Source organism: Hydrotalea sandarakina, from assembly GCF_003254115.1.
Lineage (GTDB): Bacteria > Bacteroidota > Bacteroidia > Chitinophagales > Chitinophagaceae > Hydrotalea > Hydrotalea sandarakina.
In genome coordinates this window covers 57,845-72,588 of the sequence record NZ_QKZV01000012.1, presented here as the reverse complement: position 1 = coordinate 72,588, position 14,744 = coordinate 57,845, and the positions used below count along the sequence as shown (strand labels likewise).

At 36.1% G+C, this 14,744-nt stretch carries 14 protein-coding genes; 4 read left to right on the top strand and 10 right to left on the bottom strand.

Annotated elements, in window-relative coordinates:
• Positions 1–198 precede the first annotated feature (198 nt).
• From LX80_RS13635 to LX80_RS13605, 7 genes are all read right to left on the bottom strand, one after another.
• Positions 199–1,635 carry a hypothetical protein gene (locus LX80_RS13635; protein ID WP_111297202.1) on the bottom strand — a complete coding sequence of 479 codons (1,437 nt, stop codon included), beginning with the start codon at positions 1,633–1,635 and terminating at the stop codon, positions 199–201.
• Between the two features lie 306 nt (positions 1,636–1,941).
• Positions 1,942–2,325 carry a hypothetical protein gene (locus LX80_RS13630; RefSeq protein WP_111297201.1) on the bottom strand — a complete coding sequence of 128 codons (384 nt, stop codon included), beginning with the start codon at positions 2,323–2,325 and terminating at the stop codon, positions 1,942–1,944.
• Positions 2,326–2,550: 225 nt separating this feature from the next.
• A complete protein-coding gene (locus LX80_RS13625; RefSeq protein WP_111297200.1) occupies positions 2,551–3,042 on the bottom strand; it encodes a PD-(D/E)XK nuclease superfamily protein in 492 nt (163 codons plus the stop codon).
• On the bottom strand, positions 3,043–4,032 hold the full coding sequence (locus LX80_RS13620) for a DNA adenine methylase (protein WP_084180081.1): 990 nt from the start codon (positions 4,030–4,032) through the stop codon (positions 3,043–3,045).
• A gap of 249 nt (positions 4,033–4,281) precedes the next feature.
• Positions 4,282–5,154 carry a hypothetical protein gene (locus tag LX80_RS13615; RefSeq protein WP_111297199.1) on the bottom strand — a complete coding sequence of 291 codons (873 nt, stop codon included), beginning with the start codon at positions 5,152–5,154 and terminating at the stop codon, positions 4,282–4,284.
• Between the two features lie 213 nt (positions 5,155–5,367).
• Positions 5,368–5,853, bottom strand: coding sequence for a hypothetical protein (locus LX80_RS13610; protein ID WP_111297198.1), 486 nt, complete (start codon positions 5,851–5,853; stop codon positions 5,368–5,370).
• A gap of 973 nt (positions 5,854–6,826) precedes the next feature.
• Positions 6,827–8,005: a tyrosine-type recombinase/integrase gene (locus LX80_RS13605; protein ID WP_111297197.1), complete on the bottom strand. Its 1,179-nt coding sequence runs from the start codon at positions 8,003–8,005 to the stop codon at positions 6,827–6,829.
• A 430-nt stretch (positions 8,006–8,435) separates the two neighbouring features.
• Here LX80_RS13605 and LX80_RS13600 point away from each other — a divergent pair, with 430 nt between their 5' ends.
• The 3 genes from LX80_RS13600 (at position 8,436) to LX80_RS13590 (ending at position 9,775) form a co-directional block, all read left to right on the top strand.
• Entirely contained in the window at positions 8,436–8,873 is a 438-nt protein-coding gene (locus LX80_RS13600) for a hypothetical protein (RefSeq protein ID WP_111297196.1), read from the top strand.
• A gap of 118 nt (positions 8,874–8,991) precedes the next feature.
• Positions 8,992–9,171 (top strand): antitoxin VbhA family protein, encoded by a 180-nt coding sequence (locus tag LX80_RS13595; RefSeq protein ID WP_211307779.1) that lies wholly within the window; start codon positions 8,992–8,994, stop codon positions 9,169–9,171.
• Positions 9,172–9,247: 76 nt separating this feature from the next.
• Positions 9,248–9,775: a Fic/DOC family protein gene (locus LX80_RS13590; RefSeq protein ID WP_211307781.1), complete on the top strand. Its 528-nt coding sequence runs from the start codon at positions 9,248–9,250 to the stop codon at positions 9,773–9,775.
• A 173-nt stretch (positions 9,776–9,948) separates the two neighbouring features.
• Here the strand turns inward: LX80_RS13590 and LX80_RS13585 are convergent, their stop codons facing one another.
• Entirely contained in the window at positions 9,949–11,211 is a 1,263-nt protein-coding gene (locus tag LX80_RS13585; RefSeq protein ID WP_211307778.1) for an alpha-amylase family glycosyl hydrolase, read from the bottom strand.
• 49 nt (positions 11,212–11,260) lie between these two features.
• Here LX80_RS13585 and LX80_RS13580 point away from each other — a divergent pair, with 49 nt between their 5' ends.
• Positions 11,261–12,649, top strand: coding sequence for an APC family permease (locus LX80_RS13580; RefSeq protein WP_111297195.1), 1,389 nt, complete (start codon positions 11,261–11,263; stop codon positions 12,647–12,649).
• Here LX80_RS13580 and LX80_RS13575 read toward each other — a convergent pair.
• Together LX80_RS13575 and LX80_RS14525 are read right to left on the bottom strand one after the other, a co-directional pair.
• Positions 12,587–14,308: a sodium:solute symporter gene (locus LX80_RS13575; protein ID WP_111297194.1), complete on the bottom strand. Its 1,722-nt coding sequence runs from the start codon at positions 14,306–14,308 to the stop codon at positions 12,587–12,589. The two genes, LX80_RS13580 and LX80_RS13575, sit on opposite strands and share 63 nt — an antisense overlap.
• 291 nt (positions 14,309–14,599) lie before the next feature.
• Complete coding sequence (locus LX80_RS14525) at positions 14,600–14,743, bottom strand: hypothetical protein (RefSeq protein ID WP_170120469.1); 144 nt, start codon at positions 14,741–14,743, stop codon at positions 14,600–14,602.
• Between the last annotated feature and the right edge of the window lies 1 nt (position 14,744).

Here is a 14,744-nt window from a genome sequence, read left to right as displayed (position 1 = left end):
AACGAACAGGTATTGCTTGCAGGCGGGGCAATAGAACTGTGTCATCCGATAACCGAAGCTAAATTAATGTTTATTGTTGATGTTTACTACAAATGCTCACCTGCGTTTCGTCACGCAGGAACTGCAGATGAATAGCGATTTGCTGCTGAGGCTGCGTTGTGTCTGCCTCGCTTGCAGCAATACTTTTGTTGTACACCGTTATTCTGTCACGTGTAACAATTGTGTTATATTCATGTACTTCTCGCTTTTGATTTGTTGCAGGATTTTTTCAAAGTCATCTGTTGAATTTGCTTTAATAATAATGATTGGTCTTTGTTTATGGTCATAGAAACTTAAATAAAAACTTTTGTTTATTGAATTAATGTTACTTCCTAATTGAGGAAATATTTGCTGCAAACTTTTAATACTTAAAGTGTCGTTTTGATTTAAAACTACTAATTGTGTGCCAGTGCTTTTATTTAAATTGTCAAGGTTGCTTGAGTCATTAATTGGTGAGAGTAAGTTGGCATAACCCATCCAATAATATTTTCCAATATTACTGACCATGCTACTACTTTCTTGTGAGCCATCTGTGTAAATCATCAATTTTCTAAACATTAGTCCATAGTCATAAATTGATTTTGGAAACTGCTTTGCAAAAAGGTTAATTGATTCTGTAATAAAACTGCTGTCAATATTCTTTTTTTGTTTTATATAATTGTCAACCAATGGATACAGTGAATGTGCAAAGCCATTAATGTAATCATGATGATACCATTCACTAGTGTCAAGCTTGGAGCTTAAATATTTATACGACCATCCGTTTCCACAAGCAGTTGCCAATGCTTCATTAAAATAAGCATAAGCAACCGTCTTATACATGGAAGTATCATTAGAAAAATAACTGCTAAGCTGTTGTTGAAACTCTGGTGATTGTTCATCATAAAGAGAATGACACATTTCATGCAATGCAATACTTACTGCGGATATGTAATTAGTGTCGCCAGTCAGCAAACCAACACATAAAGTATTGAAGTGTGGAGTTGCAAATGTATTTCCTGTTGTGCCAGGTATTGGAAAAACGGATACAATAAATGGAACATTACTTAACCATACAGAATTATAAAAGTGTTTGAAGTTATTAAAGATGAAGTTTGTTTGAGCTTGATATTTTTTCAAATTATTTAATTGTCTGGACGCTGTCTTTTGATATTTATTCCAAATGTACTTGTCATAATATGGTTCGCATAAATTAAGTAATTTAAGTAGTTTTTGCTGTGAGCTATTAGGAAGAATGCCGATAATTCTTTCTTTAAAATCTTTTAAACTATTCGCCCTAACTGCTGCAGCAATTATAAGGTCGTATGTTGAACGATATTGATGCCTGTTTTCAGGAATATCTTTTAATTGATAAGAATAGTCAAGTTGCAAATTTTTAAATTGAGAAATAATTGTTTTAAAAACTGTATCATCTTTTGGAATATTATCATCAATATATTTCTTGTAAGTCCAAGAAATTTCACGATTGTTACTGCCAGCAGTTTCCAAAAAATTAAAAATGCAATAAGATTTACTGATTTTAAAATCAAGAATGTTTTGTCCGAACGTGTGTTGCAAAAAAAAGTAAGTAATGAAAAAAAGAGAAAAACTTTTCATATTAGATTTAATAACAAAAAAGATTAGTCAAAGTAAACTAAATATTTAGTTGCTGGTAAATATTTGTAATTAAAAATTTAGAGAGGTCAAATATAATGGTGTACAACGAGCAGGGCTTGCTGCTGTGCTGGTATTTTATAATGTCCAGCCCGGAACCGCTGCTGATTGAAAAACTGAAGTTGAAGTTAACAACAAAAAGCTGAACATTGAACGTCGAGCCCGAACCGCTGCTGATAGCGAACAAAAAGATGAGGATTTATTCGTCTGCCAGCATAGCAGCAAACCCACTGTTGGCTGTAGCCGATTTTATAGTAGATATACTGTGTCGTCTCCCAAAGTATATTCAACTGTCTTTACTTCGGAAACATTGTCTTTTACTACTATTTTACCGTCAATAGTAAAACCTTTGCAGTCGTAGATTATAAGTTTTTTTGTTTTCTCATTATAAACAACTTTGCCTGCGTCTGCAAATTCAAATTTGTCTGTCTTGAGTGAAACATTGTCTGTCAATGTCATTACATGTGTCTTGTCATTGTAAATAAGTTGTTTACATATAAACTGTGGGTCTTTGTCAAAAACTACTTTGTCAGAACTAATTGTAATGTCGTCTCCTGATTTTGTTTGTGCAGAAGCGGTTTGTGTCAAGCCAAAGAATGTGGCTAAAGTCAGTAGTGTCATTATTTTTTTCATAACATATAATTTGATGAGTAAGTAAAATAGTTATTTATGTCTTACAATGTTGTTAAAGGTCGCTGCTAGGTTACAGCCAACGGTTTCGGGCTTTGCGTTCGGGCGGGTTTCGGAGCACAAAACTGTCAACCTGCACTGAACTTGAATAGAAGCACAAAGCTCCAAGTTTGCACGTCACCCCGCCTGACGCAAAACCCGTGTTGGGCGTATGTGCTTCTTCTTTCGTCACTTGTTGAATGTCTTGTTTGCCCAAGTGAAAAATTCTGTCAAACTGAACACAAAAATTTCTTTGTTCTTTGTATCTTCTGTGGTGTATTTCTTTTGTTTAACAGCGTCCTTTAACCATTTAATTGCTCCCGCTTTCCAACCTGCTCCGTCAATTAAAATCATAATTGAATTTTCAGGCATTGCTTCTATGGTGTTTAAATACAAATAGGGTAGTTTCTCGTCAACTGAACCTGCGACTTGTTGCCACTTACATTCTATTCTTATTCTTAAGTCATATTTTTTGGATATGAGCAGAAATTCTGTGTTACCTTTATGCTCGTAAATTGTTGTAAATGGAACATTTTCGAGAAGTAGTTCTTCTCCGTATTTCTCTTTGTTTTTTTCCCAAACTCGATAATTTAATAGCTCAAATCCTTTTCCTGTCAAAACTGTCTTTATTGTTACTTCAAGTTGATTACCTGTAATATTGCTTTTAGTTCCCTTTTCCATTTATGCGATTGAATAGTTTGTAACAACGATTTCATTAATTGCACCACGTTTTGCTGGGTCGGAGTTTATCATTCTTCTTGCAGGAATTCTCAATATATTGTAGTCGCTGTATAATTTATCAAAAAAATTGTCAGTAGTGTCATTGTTTTTGGGATCGGAATTGCTCAACATTACTTTTATTCCTTCCTTGTCAAGTTCTCTGAATAACTTTGCAAGTTCGATTTGTTCGTTGTCGGTAAAATCGTGTTTGCTGTATGATTTGAAGTTTGCTGTCTTGCTAATAGGTCTGTATGGCGGATCGAAATACACAAATGATTTCTCCTTCAAGTCTGCAACAACTTGTCTAAAGTCAGCTTTTTTAATCTCCGCAATTTGCAAAACTTGGTGAACTGCCATTAAGTTTTGTTCATCGCAAATTGTTGGGTTTTCGTAGTCGCCTGCCGGTGAATTAAATTCTCCTTTTGAATTAACTCTATAAAGTCCGTTATAGCAAGTCCGGTTTAAGAAAATAAGTTGGGCTGCTCTCGGAAACCATTGTTCTGAATACTTGTTGTAGTCAATGTTGAAGCGTTGTAAATTGTAGTTAGTCCTCTGTTCGTAATAAAACTCCTGCCTTTGTTTTTTGTCGAGTTTCAGATAGTTTTTTTGGTAACGATACAGAAATTCAAGCAGTTTTGAAACGTCTTTTTGAATAACTTGGTAAGTTAAAATTAGTTCTTCATTAATGTCGTATAGATATGCACTTTCTATGTCGTAATTTTGTGCAATGTCAAAGAAAACTGCGCCACTACCTAAAAACGGCTCGTAAAAAGTTTTAATTTTTTTTTGTTTTAGCTGTTTGGGATAGAGTTCTCGAAATTTATCGAGCAATTGTCCTTTGCCGCCTGCCCATTTTAAAAATGGTCTTGCACCCACATTGTAAGGATTGAAAAGGTCTTCAACTATTGAAGGTTTCTCGTCCTTGATTTTATATTTTTTAGCTGTCGCCATATTATTAAAAGTCAATCTTCAAATTTAATCAAAAAGTTCGTTTGTCGAACCGTAATTTTCAATATTAACTGTCACTATAGCATTACGCCCAACGGTTTGCCGCTTTGCGAAGGCGGGAATTTTCAGCACTAAACTTTGTTAGATGTACAAAACTTGAGTTTAGCACTTCACTGTCATAGAAGCATGAAAACCCCGCTTTTGCAAAACGGCTGTTAGCGGCTGCCTTACTGTTTGTCCGAGTAAATTTTCTCATGTCATCTTAAACATTGTCAGGTCGTTCTCATTATACATCAACTTTACAGTATTAACCGCAAAGTCATTATAGAGAGAGGTGAAGTTCAAAAATTGGTCAGCAAGTGGGTGAAGTTTCATGTAGTCATTGTCGTCTTTAGGTAAAGCAAAGTGTCTTTGGAAAATGTCTTTAGCTTTTGATTTAATTTCGTTGTGTGTGTCTGCACTCACGATTGTTCCTTGGTGAGCAATTACATTTCGTAGAATTGAAATAAGCTCAAAGAAACTTTCCCAATTTGTTGTCAAGTCAATTCGTATCGGCAATTTCAAAAATGAGGTTATGTCCATTGACTGTTGTTTGAGAAACTCAATGATGTGTCTGTTATTCTTTGTGTCTGAATTGATGTTTTGAGTTGTCAAGTATGCCTTGATTTCTCTATTGATTTGCTCAACCGCCTTTTTACCCTCAATCGGATTTTTTTGATTGGGAAAGTATCTTAAATGAATGGCTTGCAAAAGGAAAACCTCTAAAGCATTATAAGTTTTAAGAATTGAAAGATTTGTCACCCAGGCAAAAAAGTCCTGACTGTGTTTGTCTAAGTCCAAATTTTTTATTGAAAGAACTTTCTCGTGTGTCTTTAGAAGTCCAGCGTTTGTCGATGGATTGATATTGTAAGCAAGGAAAATTGCCGAAAAAACTTCGTCTGGTCGTGAACCTTTGTTTTTGTATTCGTCAATTGAAAGTTTCAAAAATGACTGCCAGAAACGCAAGTCTGCATCTACACTAAAAACTGCGTCCTTGTATATTTCAAATGCTGTCAGTATGTCGAGATTTACCTTGTTACTCACTTCGGTTTTTTCTTTGTCGCTTGAAAGTTGTACAGTCGTCATAAGGTTGCCGCTAACGTACAGGGCTTGCTGCTGTGCTGGTATTTTATAACATCCAGCCCGGAACTGCAGCCCAAAAGAATTACCGATGATGAAATTAGGAAATAAAGCTGAATAGAATTACGTCTGACCGAACCGCTGCTGATAGCGAACAAAAAGATGAGAATTTATTCGTCCACCAGCATAGCAGCAAACCCCATGTTACCGGCTGGCTTGTCATATTCCATGGTCTTCAAGTCGCACAAAAACAAAATGTCCGTTGTCAAACTTATAAACAATTTTATAGCTTCCAGGATTTGAAAACATAAGTCCACGTTTTCGCTTTTTGTCAATTGTCACGATAAAAGGAACAAATGAAACCCAAAACTCACCATTTTCAAAGTCCAAAGGAAAAATGCTGTAAAGTGTTATTCCTTGTCCGCCTCTGGCTTTAATAAATGTATATGGGTCGTCAATCATAATAATAGTTGTTGTCCCAATTTTATTGAGTAAACTGTCCGTCGTCTTTGTGTCTTTGTAAACGTAGAGTGTGTCAATATGTTTAAGCTTAGAATAGAATGAGTCTGTCGCTCTAAAGTCAAGATATTGCTTCAAGGCTTGCAGATAAACATTTCTCTCGTTGTGTCTATCTGTATTGTCTGCAAATTGAGCAAAACCTGTCGCTAAGGTCAGTGTCAAAATAAGTGTAGAAATAATTTTCATGGTCGTTCTAAGCTTGCCGGTAACGTTCGGGCTTTGTGCAGGTGGGGAATTAGTATTCCGTCTGCCCACAACCGATGCCTATTAAAAATATAAAATCGAATTTAAAAACTAAAGTTGATATTTTTTCGTCAAGACCCGACAAATGCTCAGTAGCTTTACAAAAGCAGATTGTTATTCCGTCCTGCCCCACTTGCACAAAGCCCATGTTGCAAGCAGTACATTCCATTTAAAACTTTGCAATATTACTTTCGCTCAATTGTCAACCAAAAAATGTCTTGTGGCATGCTTATGAAATTGCAAAGAACCAATGCCGCTTCAAATTGTCTTTTTAATAAACACTTGTGTCTAACAAAGCAAGCAAATTTTGTCTACCTAACACTGCATAAAAAACAAAAACAATTTTGAAAGCTATTTGAAAATAAAAATTGTGTCAAAATGAAATCAAATGTGTCCACCAAAGACTTTCCCCAAAACCAATGAACTGCTGTGGGTCGTTGCAAAATATGCGGCAACTCGTTTTTGTCTGTTAGTAGCGTATGACATAAAAATGCATTTCCTGTCCTACCCTTATTGACTTGGATAAAAGTCCACCCGAAACTTATGTCAAATTGAAATACTATAGAATAAAATATGTATATAATCAAAACAAAGAATGTCAAGCCAATGTGGGCTTTTATTCAAGTCAACCTATAAGTAGATAAATGCTTTCTGTCTAACCCTATTAATTGAAAGCTGATTGCCGTATTGCTTGCAACACGTAAATATACGTTATAAAATAATCTTTCCTTAAAAAATAAGCGTCTGATAACCAGCGCATTAGTATTATACAATCCTAATTTTCATTAGGACAATTTGCCCGGGTATTTTTTTCTTACTTGCATTTTCTTCATTGTATTACTCATTTCTTGCAAATTGTTCACAATCAATACTTTGCTATTATTAATTGTAGATTGTCCCTTCCCTTTTGCTATGCTTACCATTCTATGCTTTCTTGCTTCATCAAATCATCTAATGGACTTATAATGTTTACCAAATTTCGTTTGCTGACATGCAAATACCTTTCCGTTGTCTTTATATCAAAATGTCCTAATAATTCCTTTATATATCTTATATCCGTTCCTTTATCTAACAAGTGCGTTGCAAAACTATGTCGTAAACTATGCACGCCTACATCTTTTGTAATGCCTGCCTTTCTTTTTGCATTCATGAAAATTTGTTGTACCGTTCTGGTAGGATAACAGGTATGCGTTTGTTCTGATTCAAATAAATACTCTCTTGGCTTGGGGCGGTACGTACTTATATATTTTCTTAATATATCTAATAACACAGGACTTAAATTGACATACCTGTCTTTTTTCCCTTTTGCTTGTCTTACCAATATTTGCATACGACAACTGTCTATATCCGATAACTTTAATGCTACAATTTCACTTACCCTTAATCCCGCACTATACGCGGTAAATAACATGGCTTTATGCTTTTTATTCGTTAAGGCATTAAACAAACGCCCTAATTCTTTTTCATTCAATAATTTCGGTAGTAGCAGGGGCTTTTTAGGCCTTGGTATTTCAAACAAAAACTTTTCTCTCCCCAACACTTGTTCAAAATAGAATTTTAAGGCATTCAGCCTGCTGTGCGCTGTATTTTCACTTATCCCCTCTTTATCCAATACATATACCATATAGCGTCGTAAATCATCCAAAGTCAACGTATTAACATCTTTTTGCTTTATTGTTTTCAGCAACTGACTAAATTCATTTTTGTAAGTTTTGATGGTAGAAGGGCTATAGGCTTTTAATTTCAGGTGCTGCACCAGCATGCTTAGTGCTTTATTATTTTCTTCGCTAATTATACCCGTTTGGTTAATCCCTGCTTTAAGCATGGGCTTAACCGGTTGTTTAAGCAACGCACCCTCCGCTTTGTTCGCAGGTTTTATGGGTAGTTCATTGGTAAAAGCAAAAGGACTTAAGGTGCTGATAATTAATTCATGATTACTATCATTATAGGGCAAGTACCAACAGGAATGTGTTTTACTCCACCTAATGCCTGCTATTTGTTTTATCAATGCATTAAGCTGTATATCATAATTAAAATAAATGCCTATACATTCAGTACCTTGATGCTGTATTGCTTTTAAAACAATGTGCTGCATTACCTTACTTACATTAATAAAATACAATGAAACCCGCTTGCCTTTTATAACGCTTTTTGAATGTTTATTTTACCATTCATTACACAGCTTCGCTACGCTCAGTCACACGTTCAAATGACTAAGTTGAACGATTATCTATATCGAAATAAAAATATACATTTTGACGTCACCATCCAAATTTTTTATATATCATTTGCCCATCCTTTATCCACATTCCTTCCACCCTTCTCCCACCCTGCTTCGGGTCAACAGCGTTGCGCAACGCTGTTGAGTGGGCCATGTATCGAAGGGGCTTCGAACCTGTGTAGCTGCCCTATACATTTATTCAATCAGCTAAATTCAACCATGATAAACGCCCAAAAAACCATCAAAAAAATTTGGAAACGGCCTATGCAATGTTGTATATTGTATAATAAAAAATCAATATCATATGGCTACCATTCCCTACACTTTTATTTCGGGTACTATTAACGGGTTTACTTTTTATGTGGTGAACGGCCGACAATTGGTGCGTTCCAAAACTTCTATCAATCAACAACGCTTTTTCGCCGATCCGGCTTTTGCCAAACAACGCCAATACAGTGAATGGCTGAAAATAGCTTCACCCGTTGCCAGTGCCATTTATCGGCAACTAACCCCACAAAAGGGTTTGCAACAACGCATTACAGGCCACTTAATTCAACTATTAAAACAAGGATTGTCTTTGCAGGAAGCTGCACAACAGCTGGCAGCATTACTTGGACTGCAAGTTCTGCCCCTGCATTTGCAAATTGCGTTTAAAAATAAAGATGTACTTACGCAACATAACCTAATGGATGGAAATACAGCCCTTGTGGTAGCAACACATTGGAAATTAAGTTGTAAATAACCATTTTAAAGCAACAGTAACAAGCGACTTGACCTGAATATTCCGTAAATTTGAATATAATTGAATAATGGAAAACATGTTCAACACAATCGAAATAGACAGAAAAAATCTGACAATAATGGGTGTAAAATTTTCAGACTTGAAAACACTTGAAAGCACCGCGAACGCTTTGGGAAGTAATATGTTTGAAGGATTTAAACCAACACCAAAAGGAATTGAAATCATTAGGGACTATGTGACAGGAAAAATTGCGCTTAAAGAATTTGTAGCATTTGCCAAACAAAAAGCTTATGTCTAATAATTCCTACAAATACATAGACCCTGACTAAACCTACACAAACCCAAAAACAGGGCTATTAAGGAATTTACAAGAAATCACAGACCCTGAGGTATTACTCTTTGTTGAAAGTGGTGCGGTAACAAAACGTCTACAAGAACTTTACGAAAAGCCAATAAAAATAAAGGACATTAACTCCCTTTTTGAAATTCACAGACATTTATTTCAAGACATTTATGTTTGGGCAGGCAAAAAGCGCAAAGTTGAAATTAGCAAAGAGGGTAAACAATTCTTCCCTACATCATACTTTGACAACGCTTTTAGGTACATTAACCAATTAATTGCCGACTTTAAAAAAATTCCAAAAAATAACAAAAAAATGATATCCGAGAAATTGGCAGAAATTTTAGATAACATCAATTATTTGCACCCCTTCAGAGAAGGAAACGGACGAACACAACGAGAATTTTTAAGATTACTTGCATTAGAGAAAGGCTTTACACTAAATCTTACACCCCCTGACAACAAAAGTGTTTACGAACGATATATGAAAGGTACAATTGAAAGTGACGTAAATACTTTAACAGAATTGATTTTTGAACGAATTGATACAAATGAAAAATAGAGAAAAGGTTTATTACAGCTGTTTGCCACTAAGGGGTCTAACATGGTTATATCAAGTACAGTGCTTGTATCAAAATTTGTGATTGGTTGTCATCGAAGTACTCAGAAGTCCCACAATTGTGGAAGCTGTCGAACAAATTATGCAACTGCACAATTCAACTCTATTACCTTTACTTACCCTTGCTTATGGTACACCAAATACTCAAATGCCTGCAATTCAAATGAAGCAGGTGCCGTTAAAGTGTGGGTAATACCGGAAAAAACATTGGTAAATGCACCATTTAATAATGCATGTTGCACAACCAATTTTTGGCGCGGTTCGCCGCTTAAATTCAATAATACCAATAGTACTTCGTTTTGCCAATGGCGTATGAAGGCCATAATATTGTTACCATCAACAGGTAAAATAAAGGTATCACCTTCCATAACGATGGGTGATTGACGTAATTTAGATAAAGTACTATAAAATGAAGCTAAAGCAGGTGCAGGCTGCCATTCAATCAAATCTTTATTGAAAAAAGAAAGACGTTTTTTATTGGGATTTTCCTGACCGCTGTAAATGAGCGGGAAGCCTTTCCATAAAAAACTATGTACAGCCAATGGCAATGCTGCCCCTCCATATTTTTCATACTCGGTACCGTTCCAACTATTTTCATCGTGGTTAGCCGTGAAAAATAATTTAAAACTATTGGGGGGATATTGTGTGTAATGATGCAATACATTATATAATGCACTTAATGGCGCATTTCCTTTGGCATAGGCTTCTGTTTGATGCATCCATTCCCAGGCATAACTAACATCAAAGGCATCATGATATGCTACATTTTCAGTTTCAGCTAACCAAAACAAGGGCTTAACGGCATCACATTGCCTGCGGGCTTCTACCCAAAAATCTAAAGGCACCAAGTGGGCCATATCGCACCTAAACCCATCAATATGGGCGGTTTTTATCCAGAATTGCATGGCCGCTATCATGGCTTTGCGCATAGCTGCATTGGTATAATCTAAATCTATTACATCAGTCCAACCATTCTGTTCGGTAAACCCACCGTGGGCATCTTTGATATACCAATCGGGATGCGCTTTCGTCCATTCATGATCCCATCCGGTATGATTGGCCACCCAATCAATAATCACTTTCATACCCAACGCCTGTGCTTGTTGTACCACATGTTGAAAATCAGCAATAGTTCCAAACTCAGGATTAATATCCGTATAGGTACTGCAAGCATAATAGCTGCCCAATACCCCTAACCGCTTTTCATGACTAATGGGTGTAATGGGCATGAACCACAATATACGTACCCCCATTTGTTGTAAACGGGGTAAATGTTTAGCAAATGCCTGAAAGGTACCCTCGGGGGTGTATTGCCGAATATTTACTTCATAAATACCGGCTCCGTTAGCCCAGTTCACCATGGGAAAATGATTGGCCATAACAACACAATGTTTACAACAAAGAAAAGCCTTATTTTGTAAACTGAAGATGAATAAACCAAAACTAGACAGAAAGATTAGTTTATTACAAGCTACTGCCATTAACATGACGGATATGGTGGGTATTGGCCCTTTTGTGGTGTTGAGTGTGGTAGCCGAAAGTATGAATGGCCCTTGGTATTTGTATGCCTGGATAGCCGGCGCTTTGCTGTCGGTAATTGATGCAAATGTATGGAGTCAATTGGGTGCTACTTTTCCTTTAGCGGGGGGTAGTTATAACTTTTTAAAAGAAGGCTATGGCCCCAAGTGGGGGAAGTTAATGAGCTTTTTATTTGTATGGCAAACCATGATTCAAGCCCCATTGGTAATAGCCTCTGCGGCTATTGGCTTTGCACAGTATGCCTCTTTTTTATTTCCTTACAGCAATTTCGTGTCAAAATGCATTAGCGGAACCGTTGTTATTGCCATTGTTTTTTTATTGTATAGAAAAATTGATGCTATTGGAAAAATTAGTGTGTTTTTATGGAGCGGTGTATTGTTTACCATGGTTTGGATAATTAGCGGCGGCTTATTGCATGGCCATTTTATGCAACCTATTTTACACATGAATGATGGATTAACCATTAATCATGCCTTTGCAGCTTCATTGGGATTTGCCAGCGTTAAAACGGTGTACAGCTATTTGGGTTATTATAATGTTTGCCACTTAGGTGGCGAAATTAAACATCCCCGCAAAAATATTCCGCGTAGTATGTTTATTTCCATTGCGGGCATTGCAGTATTGTATTTATTAATGAATATCAGTATTGCAGGAGTATTACCCTTACCGGTTATTCAACAAAGCAAATTTGTGGTGAGCAGTTTTATTGAACAAATAGCAGGTAATTCAGCCGCCAAAGTAGCAACCTTATTAATTTTATGGGTAGCATTTGCATCTGTGTTTTCCGCTACTTTGGGCTATAGCCGTATTCCCTATGCCGCAGCGGCAGATGGGGCTTTTTTTAAAGTGTTTGCAAAACTGCATCCTACCAAACATTTTCCTTATGTATCGCTTTTGGTGTTGGGGGCAACAGCCTTTGTATTCAGCTTATTATTCCGGCTGCGCGATGTAATTGATGCTATTTTAGCCATGCGTATTTTAATACAATTTATCGGACAGTCGGTTGGTTTAATTTTATTGGTAAAACGTAAAGGGAAACAATACTTTGCATGGCGAATGCCTTTGTATCCTATACCGGCTGTACTGGCTATTTTAATATGGCTGTATATTTTTATATCAACAGGTACTACTATGATGCTGGGAGGAATAACGGTAACGGCCTTAGGTACCTTGGCTTATTTTTTAAAAGCCAAAAGCAATAAAGAATGGCCATTTTCAAACAGGTTGGCGGATGGAGAAAACATATTGAAACAACAGGCCCAACAGCATAACCAATAATGCACCAATTACATTTAGCCATAAAAAGCTAATACCAATAATGTTGTATTTGTTCAACACAAATATTAAAATCACTACCAGTTCACTGAATATAGCCGCCCAAAATACGGCGTTGCCTTTTATTTGTTTCATGTAAAAGGCCACTAAAAAAATACCGAGTATTACCCCATAAAACAATGAGCCCAACACATTTACGGCTTCTATTAAACTGCCCATGCCTATTACAAACTCGGCTATTACAATGCAAAAAATGCCCCAGGCTAATGTGTAATATTTTGAAATATGATACTTGCTCAGTGCATCATCAAAATTGGCAGGCATATCGGTAGCTGATTTCTTAAATCGCAAATGAAAATCAATGACCGATGTAGCTGCCAATGAATTTAAAGCTGCTGCAATAGATCCCCACGAGGCTAAAAAAATGATAGCAATTAATAAACCTACCAAACCATGCGGTAAATAATCAATAACAAACCGTAAAAAAATATAGTTAGTATCATTAGTATCGCCAGTAATACCTGCCTTTTGTAATAATTGTTGATAGTTGTTTTTTACATCCGCAGCCTGATTGTTTAACTGTTGTAACTGCTGTTTGGCTAATAAGGTATTATCATTCCAATGTGCCAACACTTGTTGCTTTTGCTGATTGATTTGATTGTAGGCAGCTTCTAACTGAAGGGCATTGTTTTTTTCACTGCTTTGCAATAGCTGCTCGTGTACTACCTGATTGAAAAAAATAGGTTGACGGGTAAATTGATAAAACGTAAATAACAATGCGCCAATTAATAATATACCGAATTGCATGGGCACTTTTACCAATCCATTCATTAATAAACCAACTTTACTTTCTTTATCATTTTTGGCTGTTAAGTAACGCCCCACCTGGCTTTGATCGGTACCGAAATAAGATAAGGCTAGAAAAAAGCCTCCAATAATGCCACTGAATAAATTGTATTTATCATTCCAGTTAAACCCTTTTGATGATATTCCGGTGGTAATGACATTTAACTTACCACTGCTGCCACTAATTTTTAAAGCATCCGTAAACCCTACACCGTTAGGTAAAAGATGCACTATCATATAAGCTGCCACTATCATTCCAATAAAAATAATCGCCAACTGTAATTGTTGGGTATAGGCTACTGCTTTGGCACCGCCACTAACCGTATAAATAATTAATAAGCCCCCCATTAAAATATTGGTGAGATAAATGTTCCAGCCAAACAAAGAGGAAAGAATAATGGCAGGTGCATAAATACTAATACCGGTAGAAAGCCCACGGGATAACAGAAATAAAAATGAAGTAAATACCCTTGTATGTAAATTAAACCGTTGCTCTAAAAATTCATAAGCCGTATATACTTTTAATTTACTGAACAAAGGCACGAAGCTGATGCAAATAACAATCATTGCTAAGGGCAAACCAAAATAGTATTGCACAAAGCGCATACCGTCAGTAAATGCCTGCCCGGGGGCGGAAAGAAAAGTAATGGCACTTGCCTGAGTACCCATTACACTGAGTAAAATTAAATACCAGGGCATAGACCGATTGGACAAAAAATAGCCATCCAGATTTTTTTCTGTTCTGCTTTTATACAATCCGTAAGCTATAATGCCCGATAGTATAAGTATAAGTACCAGCCAGTCTATTCGGTTCATGAAAAATAATGAGTAAACCAGGAAAAAAATAAAATTTCAACAACCAATACAACTACAATCAGTATATACCATTTGTTCCATCCCGACCAAAAAGATATATTTTTATTAGATGACATGGTTGCATTGATTTTTCTTTACACTGCACTTTTTTTAAAATAGCACTTTATGCAAACTTCTAAGCATAAACAGTTGCTTTGATATTGCATTTTACGGAATAATTGGCAAACCGGAAAGTAATTACTCCTTTTGAAGTCATTTTTTAAAAAGTTTAACCAATTTGCCGCAGCATACTTATTTACTATTCACCAAACTTCCGGCAAACAAGCCTATGGCCAAGCCAATTATCAAACCTATTTTCACATTTTTAATTAAAAACCCCAACGCAATTCCAATAATTAATAAAGTAACAAAACCTATTTTTTTTCGTGGATGCATG